Origin of the sequence: Mycobacterium sp. NPDC050551 (genome assembly GCF_040674075.1) — a bacterium.
Classification (GTDB): Bacteria; Actinomycetota; Actinomycetes; order Mycobacteriales; family Mycobacteriaceae; genus Mycobacterium.
Genome location: NZ_JBFARC010000001.1, coordinates 162,087 through 174,295 on the forward strand (window position 1 = coordinate 162,087; position 12,209 = coordinate 174,295).

The window sequence follows — 12,209 nt, forward strand, 5'->3', positions numbered from 1 at the left end:
CGTCAGCCCAGATCGGCGGTTCCGCCCCAGAGCGCGTTGAGCCACAACCGGATCACGACGTCGACCGCGCGCACGGGGTCGGTGCCGCGACCGACGAACCCGCTGTCGTGCGACAGCGTCAGCGCCGTGGTGGCGGTCAGGGTGCGGACCAGGGCGGGCAGGTCGCCGGTGATCGGGCGGGCGCCGCTGTCGGACTGGACGAGGCCGACGATCTTGTCGATCACGCCGTCCTCGAAGTCGTTCATGATCTCGCGGATCTGCGCGTCGGTGTTCCGCGCCAGCGTGCAGGCCCGCATGATCGGATCGTTGCTGGAGAACACCGCGGCCGCGTAACCGACCATGCGCTTGGCGAATTCCGTGGGTGACTCCTGGGCCTCCCGTGGCGCGAAGTCGTGGGTGAGCTTGTCGAGTTCGGCCATCGCGTCGGCGACGATCACGGCCAGCACCGCGTACTTCGAGTCGAAGTAGAAGTAGAAGCCCGACCGGGCGACACCCGCCCGCTCGCTGATGGTGCTGACGGACAGATCGGCGAAGGACCGCTCCTCGAGCAGTTCCCGGACGGCGACGACGATCGCGTCGCGCTGCCGGTCGCCACGGCTGCGCCGCGGCGCGGGTTCCGTTTCGGCGGTCATGTCTCTAGACCTTTGCACGCAGTAGGCCAGATCCAAACTTGACAGGCGTCAAGTGCGCCCAGCAGGATGATGATCAACAGTGACAGCGGCCACAGTTTCTGTGCGTGAGGAGCAATACATGACGGCGACGATCAACACGACGGATTACCTGGTCGATCAGGCGAAGCGTCGATTGACACCGTCGATCAACAACTTCCCCGGCCTCGGCGCGCTCGAGCGCAGGTTGCTGCAGACCGAGTTCCCGCAGAAGGCGATGTCGACCCCGCCCGCGGGCAGCGACCTCAAGCCCGTGATCGGGGACGCCGGCCTGCCGGTGCTGGGCCACATGGTCGAGATGTTCCGCGGCGGCCCCGACTACCTGTTGCACATCTACCGCAAGTACGGCCCGCTGTACTACGCCGACTCCCCCGCACTGCCCGCGGTCACCGCCTTGGGACCCGACGCCGCGCAGGCCGTCTACTCCAACCGCAACAAGGACTTCTCCCAGCAGGGCTGGGTGCCGGTGATCGGGCCGTTCTTCCACCGCGGCCTCATGCTGCTCGACTTCGAGGAGCACATGTTCCACCGCCGGATCATGCAGGAGGCGTTCGTGCGCACCCGCCTGGTCGGCTACACCGAGCAGGTCGACCGGGTCGTGTCTCAGGTGATCGCCAAGGATTGGGTGGCCAACGACGCACGCTTCCTGATGTATCCGGCCATGAAGGAACTCACCCTCGACATCGCCTCGATGGTGTTCATGGGCCACGAGCCGGGCACCGACCACGAACTGGTGACCAAGGTCAACAAGGCGTTTACCACCACCACGCGGGCCGGCAACGCCATCATCCGCAAGCCGGTCGCGCCGTTCACGTGGTGGCGCGGCATGCAGGCCCGCAAGCTGCTGGAGAACTACTTCGAGGAGCGGGTCCGCGAGCGGCGCGGCAAGGAGGGTTCCGACCTGCTGACCGTGCTGTGTCAGACCGAGGACGAGGACGGCAACAAGTTCTCCGACGCCGACATCGTCAACCACATGATCTTCCTGATGATGGCCGCGCACGACACGTCCACCTCGACGGCCACCACCATGATCTACCACCTGGCCAGGAACCCGGAGTGGCAGCAGCGCTGCCGCGACGAGTCCGACCGGCTCGGCGACGGCCCCGTGAGCATCGAGTCGCTGGACAAGCTCGAGTCGCTCGACCTGGTGATGAACGAGTCGATCCGCCTGGTCACGCCCGTCCAGTGGGCGATGCGCCAGACCGTGCGCGACACCGAGCTGCTCGGCTACTACCTGCCCAAGGGCACGAACGTCATCGCCTACCCCGGCATGAACCACCGGCTCGAGGAGCTCTATCCCGAACCGATGAAGTTCGACCCGCTGCGGTTCACCGAGCCGCGCAACGAGCACAAGAAGCACCGCTACGCGTTCAGCCCGTTCGGCGGCGGCGCGCACAAGTGCATCGGCATGACGTTCGGTCAGCTCGAGGTCAAGACGATCCTGCACCGGTTGCTGCGCAAGTACCGGCTGGAACTGCCGCACCCCGAGTACACGACGGAATGGGACTACGGCGGTATGCCGGTGCCCAAGGACGGCATGCGCATCGTCCTGCGGCCGCTGCACTAGGGCCCCTTTGGCGCGTGGGCGTTGAACCGCCCCTAGGCCCTCAGGCCGCCAGCAGCCGGTTTGCACACGCGATCACCGCGCGCAACGCCGACTGGGTGGGGTCGTCGGAGAGTCCCATCGCCCACTCCGTGCGTGTGCCGTCGGAGCCGCGCAGGAACGTCGCGATGCCGTCGTCGGCCGGCATCTGGTGGAAGGCCACCAGTTCCACCGGGTAACCGCGGTCGTGCAGCATCGCGGTCAGCGCGGCCACCGGACCGGATGCGGCGGCGGACGACGTGTCGATCCGGTCTCCGACGGCCAGGGTGGCCTGGTAGTTGCGGGCCTGCGGACCCAGCCTGGTGGCGGGCCGCTCGGCATCGGTGCAGGCCCAGTGGCCCAGCCGCAACGGGCCGGAATGCGGGGCGTACTCGGCGAGGAATTCGTTCCAGGACATCGCGTCGGCCTCCTTACGCAGGCCACGGGGAACCGGGGCGTGGACGCCGGCCGCGAACGGCGCAGCGGGGGCACCCGCCCGTTTATGCGGCGCGGCGCTGATTGCGGTGGGTATCGCGGATGAAATTGCCGAAGTGGTGATCATGTGTGCCGGTCATCTCTGATTCGAGGAAGTGACCGACGATGTAGCAACGACCCACAGCGAGGGGTCGGTCCGGATCAGACCCCGCTGCGGGTTGCTACTACGAGTCGCCTTGGCACGACCGCGACTGTAGACGTCCCCGCGCCGACACGCAAACACTTTCGGCACAGCCACCGACGGTCCCCGTCGGGGTGCCGAAGACCACACCGGCGATGGCGGTTCGTGGCCCACCGCGGACCCTAATGTGGTGCCGGTGACCTGGCACGAGGGCGTCTTCCTGGTCGTGGCGGGTGTCGCAGGCGGGCTGACGGGCAGCATCGCCGGTCTGGCGTCGGTGGCGACCTACCCGGCGCTGCTCCTGGTAGGTCTGCCGCCGGTGACCGCCAACGTCACCAACACGGTCGCCGTGGTCTTCAACGGGGTCGGTTCGATCTGGGGCTCGCGCCCGGAGCTGAAGGGCCGCGGCAAGGCCATCAAGCGCATCGTGCCGGGCGCTGTCCTCGGCGGTGCGGTCGGTGCGGTGCTCCTGCTGTCCACACCGGCGGAGGGCTTCGAGAAGATCGTTCCGGCGTTGATCGGCTTCGCCGCCGTGGCGATCCTCATCCCGCGCCGCCGGGGCCGGATCACCGGCGAGGACGAGCCACGCAGCCGCGCGGCGACGATCGCCCAGGCCGTGGCGATCTTCCTGATCTGTATCTACGGCGGATACTTCGGTGCGGCCGCCGGCGTGCTGTTGCTGGCGTTGATGTTGGCCGCCGGCGAGACGATGCCGCACGCCAGCGCGGACAAGAACGTCATCCTCGGCGCGTCCAACGCCACCGCGGCGGTGCTGTTCGTCTTCCTCGCGCCGGTGCACTGGCCCGCGGTGGTGACGCTGGGCTTCGGTTGCCTGGTGGGTTCGCGTCTTGGCCCGATCGTCGTCCGCCACGCGCCCGCCGGTCCGCTGCGGGTGGCCGTGGGGCTCGGCGGCATCGCCCTGGCCGTGAAGCTCGGCCTCGACGCCTACCGCTGAGACAGGTCGAACGGGTTGTCGCCGCGCGCGACCCGGCTGCCGAGGTCGACGAGATTCTGCGCCGACGCGTGCAGCCGCTCCCCCGCCTCCGAACTGGCCTGCCCCGCAAGGTAACGCGACCAGGTGCCCTCGATGACGATGCCGAGCTTGAAACACGCCATCGCCAGATACCAGTCCAGCCGCGAGGTCTGGCGACCACCGGCGTCCAGATACGCCTCGAGCAGTTCGCGCCGGCTCGCGATCCCGCCGAGCGCGGCGAGCTGCGAACCGGCGTCGATCGGATTGGGATCCAGCGGCCAGCAGATGAGCATCCACCCGAGGTCGAGCAGCGGGTCGCCGACGGTGCACATCTCCCAGTCGATGAACGCGGCGAGTTCGGGACGGTCGCGCCGCAGCAGCACGTTGTTCAGATGGGCGTCGCCGTGCATGATCCCGGGCTCGCCGTCCGGCGGCCGGTTGTCGGTGAGCCACTGCGCCAGCGACGTGACGGCCGGGAACGACTCGGGTGCGTAGTCGTCGTGCCGATAGCTCTCGAGCAGTCGCAGGAACTGCGGAACCTGCCGCTCCAGAAAGGATCCCGGGCGTTTGATGGCCGCCAGCGGACTGCCCTCCCACCCGACGTTGCCCAACCGGGCCAGGCTCGCCGCGTAGGAAAGCCCCACCTGGTGGCGCATGCCCGCGTCGCGGACGTAGGCGTCGGTCATCTCGTTACCCGGGTTGAACCCGTCGACCTCTTCCATCAGGTAGAACACCACGCCGAGGACGTCGAGATCCTCACAGCCGGCGATGAATCCGGGATGCGGCACCGTCGTTCCGGCGAGAGTGCGCAACACCGCGATCTCACGCAGCATCGTCTTGTCGCTCGTCGGTCGTGGATGCTGTGGTGGGCGGCGCAGCACCATGGCCCGTCCGTCGACCCGCAGGCGCACCACGATGTTCTGCGAACCACCGGTCAGCGGCTCGACGTCGGTGACGGTCGAGCCGAGACCCTCGCGGGCCAGCCACCGCGCCAGGGCGGCCTGCGCCTCGTCGCTCAGCGTGGGCATGGGCAGCGCGTCGTCGGGCATGGGAGACATCGTCTCAGCCGCACGTGACGGCTGCGCCGGCTCCCCCGACGATCAGGCCTTGTACTCCAGGCACGGCGCGACGCCGTTGATCACGCCTTCGCGGAACGCCCGTACGCGTGCGAAGCCCGCTCCCTGACGCTCGACGTCGGCGTCGCCGCGGAACACCAGCAGGGCCTTGATCGCCTCGTCGAGGTCGCCGGGTGAGATGCGGTAGGTGCTGGTGTCGGCGCGGTTGTAGAGGATGACACTCGCGGTGTACGCCCCGGCCAGGCAGTCGGCGCGCAGGGTGGAGGTCTTCTCGTCGGACTGGTCGCCCAACCGGGTCAGCGCCGCAAGGCCGTACTGGGTGGCCAGCAGCGAGGCCACCGCATAGTCGCCGCCCTGCTGGTAGATCCGGGGCATGAAGGCCTCGTTGTCCCAGCCCACGTAATCGTCTGGCACACAATAGAACAGCGCGAAGCCCTCAGCCGACTGGTCGCCGCACATCGGCGGGCTGTCCGGGCTGAAGGGTTGCAGGCCCGCCAGCGGCGCCCACGCCTCGCCGGTCACCTCGGGATACGCCCGGCTCCAGAAGTCCTCCAGGTCGTACGGCACCCCGTTGACGATCGAGTCGTACGGGGCGTCCCCGCCGGTGGCCTCGTCGAGGACGTCGTTGAACGGCAACTCCAGCACCAGGGGATCGTCGTCGCGGTACACCTTGCACCGGGACAGCCCGTTGTCGAAGCCGTCCTGGAACGCACCCACCCGGTCGAATCCGCTGCCGTGGGCGTTCGGGTCGATCTTCGACGTGCCAGGGGTGTCACGCAGTTCGAGGATGCCGGCGAGCGCGGTGTCGAGGTCGGCGCTCGACACGTCGAACACACCGTCGTCCTTGGCGTGCCGGGCCCATGCGCCTGCCATGCAGTCGGCCTGCAGTTCCCGAGTCACCGTGCGCGCGGTGAAGTTCGACCGCGCCTGGATCGCATGCCCCCATTCGTGCGCCATCACCACCGGGATGGCGAAGTCGCCGAACTTCTCCCGCAGTTCCGGCAGCAGTCCCTCGGCGTCCCACGCCACCACATCCTCACTGGGGCAGTAGAACGCGTTGCCCGCCACCTCCTCGGGGCTGGTGGTGCACGGCGGCGCGTCGCCACTGGAGGGGTTGACCGCATAGAGCCCGCCCGCCACCGGTTCGTACGCCGCGCCGTACAGGTCGGGATACTGCTTGTCCCAGTAGTCCTGCAGATCCGCGATCGCCTGCACGGCGATCTTGTTGGCCGGGTCGGACGGATCGCCGACGATCTCGACGTCACTGACGTCGGGCGCCGCTGCCTTCGACGACCCGGGAACCTTCGGATCGGGACCGGCACAGCCCGCGAGAAGCACCACCACGGCCGCCGCCGTCGACCACACTCTGATGCGCATGGGCAAACGGTAGCGGCGCCGATTGGAATTCAGTTGGAAAGCGCTAATCCGGTGGTCCTCAGTCGAGGATGCGCCTCGCGACGTTCGTGGAGATCAGATCGAGCAACTCGTCGCCGCGCCCGGCGAGGATGGTGCGGATCGCGTACAGGGAGAACCCCTTGGCCTGTTCGACCGTGATGGCAGGCGGGATCGACAGCTCCTGGCGGGCGGTGACGACGTCGATCACCGCCGGGCCGTCGTAGGCGAAGGCATCCGTCATGGCCTGCTCGAGATCGCGCGCCGCCTCCACCCGCCTGCCGAAGACGCCCATCGCCGTCGCGACCGCGGCGAAGTCGGGATTGACCAGATCGGTGCCGAAGTTGACGATGCCCGCGGCCTTCATCTCCAGTTCGACGAAGTTCAGCGACGAGTTGTTGAAGACGATCACCTTGACGGGCAACCGGTTCTGGATCAGGGTGACCAGTTCGCCGAACAGCATGGTCAGCCCGCCGTCGCCGGCCAGCGCCACCACCTGCCGGTCGCGAAACGTGGTCTGCGCGCCGATCGCGTGCGGCAGCGCACAGGCCATCGTGCCGTGGTTGAAGGAGCCGATGAGCCGCCGCCGCCCGTTCATCGTCAGGTAGCGCGCCGCCCACACCACCGGCGAGCCGACGTCGACGGTGAACACCGCGTCGTCGTCGGCCAGTCGATTCGCCAGTCCGGCAACGTATTCCGGCCTGATCGGGCTGCGGTCGCGGTCGTTGACGGCCAATTCGTCGAGGTTCTTGCGGGTACGGCGGTAATGGCGCAGTGAGCGGTCGAGGTGCTCGCGGTCCGGCCGGCGCTGCAGGTGCGGCGTCAGCGCCTCGAGGGTGTCGCGCACGGTGCCCACCAGACCCAGTTCCACCGGGGTCCGCCTGCCGAGATGCCTGCCGCGGATGTCGACCTGGATCACCGTCGCGTGGTCGGGATAGAACTGCTGGTAGGGGAAGTCGGTGCCCAGCATCAGCAGCACGTCGGCTTCCTTGATCGCCTTGTAGCCCGACGCGAAGCCCAGCAGACCGGTCATGCCGACGTCGAAGGGGTTGTCGTACTCGATGAACTCCTTGCCGCGCAACGCATGCACGATCGGCGCGTTGAGCGTGGCCGCCAGCTCCACGACGGCGTCGTGGGCGTCCTGCACGCCGGCGCCGGCCAGGATCGTCACCCGCGGTGAGCCGTTGAGGATGGCGGCGGCGCGCAGCAGCGACTCGTCGTCGGGCCGCACCACCGATCGGGACGCCACCACCGGGCGGGCCGTCCAGGCCGATGCGTCGGCGCGCTGACCGAAGATCTCGCCGGGGACGACGACGACCGCCACGCCCTTCTCCTCCACCGCGGCGCGCATCGCCATCTCGAAGATGCGTGGCGCCATCTCCGGTGTGCTCACCAGCTCGCAGTAGACGCTGCACTCACGAAAGAGGTCCTGCGGGTGGGTCTCCTGGAAGTAGTCCGAGCCGATCTCGGTGCGCGGGATGTGAGCGGCGATCGCCAGCACAGGCATCCGGCTGCGGTGCGCGTCGAACAGGCCGTTGATCAGGTGCAGGTTTCCGGGCCCGCAGCTGCCTGCGCACACCGCGAGGCCACCGGTGAGCGCCGCGTCGGCGGCCGCGGCGAACGCGGCGGTCTCCTCGTGCCGGACGTGCTCCCACGAGACGGCGCCGGAGCGCCGGATCGCGTCGGTGAAGCCGTTGAGGCTGTCGCCGGGCAGGCCGTAGACGCGGCGCACACCGCTGAGCGAGAGGGCGGAGATGACGTGATCAGCAATGGTCGCCACTCGCGCAGCCTAGTGCGATTTCGGTGTCGCCGGTGCGGCGAGCGCAACGGACGACACCGAATCACGAGGTCACTTGGGGGCGAAGCGCTGACCGGCGTCCAGTCGCAGGCACTGACCGTTGAGCATCGCGTTCTCCACGATCGCCGCGGCGAGCTTGGCGTACTCGTCGGGCCGGCCGAGGCGCTTGGGGAAGGCGGCGTCCTTGGTCAGCTGGCTGGCGAACTCGTCGGGAATCCCCTCGGTCAGCCCGGTGGCGAACAGGCTCGGGGCGATGGCGAGCACCCGGATGCCGAGGCTGCCCAGGTCGCGGGCCATGGTCAGGCACATGCCGGCGATCGCGGCCTTGGACGCGGTGTAGGCGACCTGGCCGATCTGCCCCTCGAAGGCGGCGATCGAGGCGGTGTTGATGATGACGCCGCGCTCTTCCTTCTCGTCGTCGACGGGCTCGTTCTTGCTCATGTGCCACGCGGAGAGCCGGCTGATGTTGAAGGTGCCGATGAGGTTGAGGTCGACGCTGGCGCGGAAGGAGTCCAGGCTGTGCGGGCCGTCCTTCTTGATGGTGCGCTCGCCGATGCCGCCGCCCGCGGTGGTGACCGCGACGTGCAGTCCGCCGAGATCGGCGACCACCTGCTCGATCACCTTCTCGGTGCCGTCGAAATCGGTGACGTCCACCTCGTGGAACGAACCGCCGATCGAGTCGGCGACTTCCTTGCCCTTGGACTGCGGACGGTCCAGCACGGCAACGCTCGCGCCGCGCTTGGCCAACAGCTCGGCGGTCGCCCGGCCGAAGCCGGAGGCCCCACCGACCACGATGGCCTTCTTGCCCTCGATCTCCATCTAGCTTCCTTTCCACATCGGGGTTGGACTGTAAAGCAACCTAGCCGACGTCACGCTTCGGTAAGCGTTTCGGGTCGGACCTGGGGTTCCCCGGCAGTACCTTGGCGGACATGGCCGTACCGCCGCGAGGCCCATGGGCGCTGTGCGGGATCGCCGCCGCCGCCGTCGCGCTCGGAGTCGCCGAGCTCGTCGCCGTGCCGTTCGGTCCGGCCGCCGACGCACGCAACGCGGTCGGGTCGGCCGTCATCGACCGGACGCCGGGCCCCGTCAAGGAATGGGCCATCACCACGTTCGGCACCGCGGACAAGCTCGTGCTCACCGTGCTCGTGGTGGCGGTCATCCTCGTGATCGCCGCGATCAGCGCGCGATTCGAGTCGCGCCGCAGGCCGATCGGCAGCCTCGCGATCGCCGCGGCCGGTGTGCTCGGCGCCGCGGCGGTGCTCTCGCGGCCGGGGGCGTCGGCGCTCGACGTGCTGCCGACGCTGATCGGCGCGGTGTGCGGAATCGCGGTGCTGCGGCTGCTGACGTCGGGGCGCATCAAGGACGCACCCGACGAGCGTGCCGAACTCGAGGGCACCGAACTCGAGGGCACCGACAGCGACCACACCGACCGGGGCCGCAGGCTCACCCTCGTCGGCGTCGGCTTCCTGGCGGTGGGCGCGGCCAGCGGGGTGGCGGGCGCGGTGCTGTCCCGGCTGACCTCATCGGTGTCCGGCGACCGGCTGAACTTCGCGCTGCCCCGGGTCGGGCGGACCGCACCCGAGGTGCCTGCGGCGGTGCAGCCGGCGAACGTCGACCTGCCGACGTTCGTCACCTCGAACGCCGACTTCTACCGCATCGACACCGCCCTGTCGGTGCCGCAGCTGAGCCGGGCCGACTGGAAGTTGCGGATCCACGGCATGGTCGACCGCGAGATCACCTACACCTTCCAGGATCTGGACCGGTTCGAGGCCGTCGAGGACATCGTCACGCTGGCATGTGTGTCCAATCCGGTTGGCGGGGACCTGATCTCGACCGCCAAGTGGACCGGGTACCGGGTGCGCGACCTGCTGGCCGAGGCGGGCGTGCAGTCCGACGCCGACATGGTGCTGTCCACCTCGGTCGACGGGTTCACCGCGGGCACTCCCGTCGAGGCGCTCACCGATGACCGCGACGCCCTGCTGGCTGTCGGGATGAACGGCGAGCCGCTGCCCACCGAACACGGCTACCCGGCGCGCCTCGTGGTGCCCGGGCTGTACGGCTATGTGTCCGCGACGAAATGGGTGGTCGACCTCGAGCTGACCCGCTTCGATCGCGCCGAGGCCTACTGGACGAAGCTGGGCTGGTCGGCGCGCGGGCCGATCAAGACGCAGTCGCGCATCGACGTGCCGCGCAGCGGCCAGGACGTCGCGATGGGGCCGGTGACCTTCGGCGGTGTCGCGTGGGCGCAGAACCGCGGGGTCCGCGGCGTCGAGGTGCGCATCGACCCGCCCGGCGGCCAAGGTGACTGGCGCCCCGCGACGCTGGGTGCGAGCTACTCCAACGAGACGTGGCGGCTCTGGAGCATCGACTGGCGGGCCGAGCAGACCGGCCTGCACACGATCGCCGTGCGCGCCACCGACAACACCGGCGCGGTGCAGACCGAGCAGCGCGCCGATCCGGTTCCCGACGGCGCATCGGGCTGGCAGTCGATCATCTTCGCGGTCAGGTAACCGTCCCCGCCGAGTGTCGGACCCTCGTGCCACGCTGGACACGTGCATCTGGTCGACGTCGCCACCGCCTCCGCCGATGTGGGCGCGACGTCGGCCCGCCTGGCCAAGACCGCCCGGATCGCCGACCTGCTCGCCCGCGCCGCCGAGGAGCGCGACGCCCGACTCGTCGCGGTGGTGGTGTCGTGGCTGTCCGGTGAGCTGCCGCAACGCCAGATCGGGGTGGGCTGGGCGGCGTTGCGCTCGCTGCCCGCGCCTGCAGGGGAACCGTCGCTGACGGTCGGTGGCGTCGACGCGACGCTCTCGGAGATCGGCGCGGTGGCCGGCAAGGGATCGCAGCAGCGCCGGGCCGGGCTGCTCGCCGCCCTGTTCGCCGCCGCCACCGACGTGGAGCAGACCTTCCTGCGCCGGCTGCTGTCGGGCGAGCTGCGCCAGGGCGCCCTGGCCGGCGTGATGGCCGACGCCGTCGCCAAGGCGGCGGGCACGCCTGCGCCCGCGGTCCGGCGGGCCGCCATGCTGGCCGGCGACCTGCCCGCGGTGGCGGCCGCGGCGCTGACCGGCGACGAGGCGGCACTCGACCGGTTCACGCTCACGGTGGGCCGGCCGGTGGGGCCGATGCTGGCGCAGACCGCGACTGGCGTCGTCGATGCCCTCGACCGGCTCGGCGGTGAGGCGGTGCTGGAAGCCAAGCTCGACGGCGCCCGGGTGCAGATCCACCGCGACGGCGACGACGTGTCGATCTTCACCCGCAGCCTCGACGACGTCACCGACCGGCTGCCCGAGGTGGTGGCGGCCGCCCGCGCACTGCCGGTCCGCACCCTGATCGCCGACGGCGAGGCGATCGCGCTGCGTCCCGACGGACGGCCGGACCGCTTCCAGGTGACAGCGTCGCGGTTCGGCCGCCGGGGCGGTCGCGACGCCGAGGGCCAGCCGCTGTCGGTGTTCTTCTTCGACCTGCTGCACGTCGACGGTGAGGATCTGCTCGACCTGCCCACCGCGGAGCGACTCGCCCGGCTCGACGTGCTCGTGCCCGCCGCACAGCGGGTCGACCGCCTGCACACCACCGACCCCGCGGCGGCACAGCGATTCCTCGACACGACGCTGGCCGCGGGGCACGAGGGCGTGATGGCGAAAGCGCCGACGGCGCCGTACGAGGCCGGCAGGCGCGGTGCGGGCTGGCTCAAGGTCAAGCCGGTGCACACCCTCGATCTGGTGGTGCTCGCCGTGGAATGGGGATCGGGACGGCGCACCGGCAAGCTGTCCAACATCCACCTCGGCGCCCGTGACCCGGTCACCGGTGGATTCGTGATGCTGGGCAAGACATTCAAGGGCATGACCGACGCCATGCTCGACTGGCAGACCGCGCGCTTCCTCGACCTCGCCGACGGACCGACCGACGGCTATGTGGTCAAGGTGCGGCCCGAACAGGTGGTCGAGATCGCGTTCGACGGGGTGCAGGGGTCGAGCCGCTACCCCGGCGGGATGGCGCTGCGCTTCGCCCGCGTCCTGCGCTACCGCGACGACAAGGCTCCCGCCGAGGCCGACACCGTCGACACGGTGCGTACCTTCTACGAGCGCTGACGAGCGCTGACAACTC

General features: G+C 69.6%; 10 protein-coding genes. 4 read left to right on the forward strand and 6 right to left on the reverse strand.

Annotated elements, in window-relative coordinates; all coding sequences use genetic code 11:
• Positions 1-2: 2 nt before the first annotated feature.
• Positions 3-632, reverse strand: a complete 630-nt coding sequence (locus tag AB0K11_RS00840; RefSeq protein WP_364971472.1) for a TetR/AcrR family transcriptional regulator — start codon at positions 630-632, stop codon at positions 3-5.
• Positions 633-750: 118 nt separating this feature from the next.
• On the opposite strand from AB0K11_RS00840, the gene AB0K11_RS00845 reads away from it, so the two are divergent.
• Positions 751-2,235: a cytochrome P450 gene (locus tag AB0K11_RS00845; RefSeq protein ID WP_364971473.1), complete on the forward strand. Its 1,485-nt coding sequence runs from the start codon at positions 751-753 to the stop codon at positions 2,233-2,235.
• A gap of 40 nt (positions 2,236-2,275) precedes the next feature.
• Here AB0K11_RS00845 and AB0K11_RS00850 read toward each other — a convergent pair whose 3' ends face one another.
• Positions 2,276-2,668 (reverse strand): homocitrate synthase, encoded by a 393-nt coding sequence (locus AB0K11_RS00850; RefSeq protein ID WP_364971474.1) that lies wholly within the window; start codon positions 2,666-2,668, stop codon positions 2,276-2,278.
• 394 nt (positions 2,669-3,062) lie between these two features.
• Here AB0K11_RS00850 and AB0K11_RS00855 point away from each other — a divergent pair, with 394 nt between their 5' ends.
• Positions 3,063-3,821, forward strand: coding sequence for a sulfite exporter TauE/SafE family protein (locus AB0K11_RS00855; protein WP_364971475.1), 759 nt, complete (start codon positions 3,063-3,065; stop codon positions 3,819-3,821).
• Here AB0K11_RS00855 and AB0K11_RS00860 read toward each other — a convergent pair.
• The 4 genes from AB0K11_RS00860 to AB0K11_RS00875 form a co-directional block, all read right to left on the reverse strand.
• Positions 3,812-4,888 (reverse strand): phosphotransferase family protein, encoded by a 1,077-nt coding sequence (locus AB0K11_RS00860; protein WP_364971476.1) that lies wholly within the window; start codon positions 4,886-4,888, stop codon positions 3,812-3,814. The two genes, AB0K11_RS00855 and AB0K11_RS00860, sit on opposite strands and share 10 nt — an antisense overlap.
• 51 nt (positions 4,889-4,939) lie before the next feature.
• The gene (locus AB0K11_RS00865) at positions 4,940-6,292 is read right to left on the reverse strand and encodes a neutral zinc metallopeptidase (RefSeq protein ID WP_364971477.1); all 1,353 of its coding nucleotides are present in this window, start codon (positions 6,290-6,292) and stop codon (positions 4,940-4,942) included.
• Between the two features lie 58 nt (positions 6,293-6,350).
• On the reverse strand, positions 6,351-8,087 hold the full coding sequence (gene poxB, locus AB0K11_RS00870; protein WP_364971478.1) for a ubiquinone-dependent pyruvate dehydrogenase: 1,737 nt from the start codon (positions 8,085-8,087) through the stop codon (positions 6,351-6,353).
• Positions 8,088-8,156: 69 nt separating this feature from the next.
• Entirely contained in the window at positions 8,157-8,924 is a 768-nt protein-coding gene (locus AB0K11_RS00875; protein WP_364971479.1) for an SDR family NAD(P)-dependent oxidoreductase, read from the reverse strand.
• Positions 8,925-9,034: 110 nt separating this feature from the next.
• Here AB0K11_RS00875 and AB0K11_RS00880 point away from each other — a divergent pair, with 110 nt between their 5' ends.
• Entirely contained in the window at positions 9,035-10,615 is a 1,581-nt protein-coding gene (locus tag AB0K11_RS00880; protein WP_364971480.1) for a molybdopterin-dependent oxidoreductase, read from the forward strand.
• A gap of 42 nt (positions 10,616-10,657) precedes the next feature.
• On the forward strand, positions 10,658-12,193 hold the full coding sequence (locus AB0K11_RS00885) for an ATP-dependent DNA ligase (RefSeq protein ID WP_364971481.1): 1,536 nt from the start codon (positions 10,658-10,660) through the stop codon (positions 12,191-12,193).
• Positions 12,194-12,209 lie beyond the last annotated feature (16 nt).

Bases quoted from the DNA above. Each gene is read 5' to 3' on its own strand.
- AB0K11_RS00840 (WP_364971472.1), bottom strand. From the start codon at position 632: ATGACCGCCGAAACGGAACCCGCGCCGCGGCGCAGCCGTGGCGACCGG.
- AB0K11_RS00845 (WP_364971473.1), top strand. From the start codon at position 751: ATGACGGCGACGATCAACACGACGGATTACCTGGTCGATCAGGCGAAG.
- AB0K11_RS00850 (WP_364971474.1), bottom strand. From the start codon at position 2,668: ATGTCCTGGAACGAATTCCTCGCCGAGTACGCCCCGCATTCCGGCCCG.
- AB0K11_RS00860 (WP_364971476.1), bottom strand. From the start codon at position 4,888: ATGCCCGACGACGCGCTGCCCATGCCCACGCTGAGCGACGAGGCGCAG.
- AB0K11_RS00865 (WP_364971477.1), bottom strand. From the start codon at position 6,292: ATGCGCATCAGAGTGTGGTCGACGGCGGCGGCCGTGGTGGTGCTTCTC.
- AB0K11_RS00875 (WP_364971479.1), bottom strand. From the start codon at position 8,924: ATGGAGATCGAGGGCAAGAAGGCCATCGTGGTCGGTGGGGCCTCCGGC.
- AB0K11_RS00880 (WP_364971480.1), top strand. From the start codon at position 9,035: ATGGCCGTACCGCCGCGAGGCCCATGGGCGCTGTGCGGGATCGCCGCC.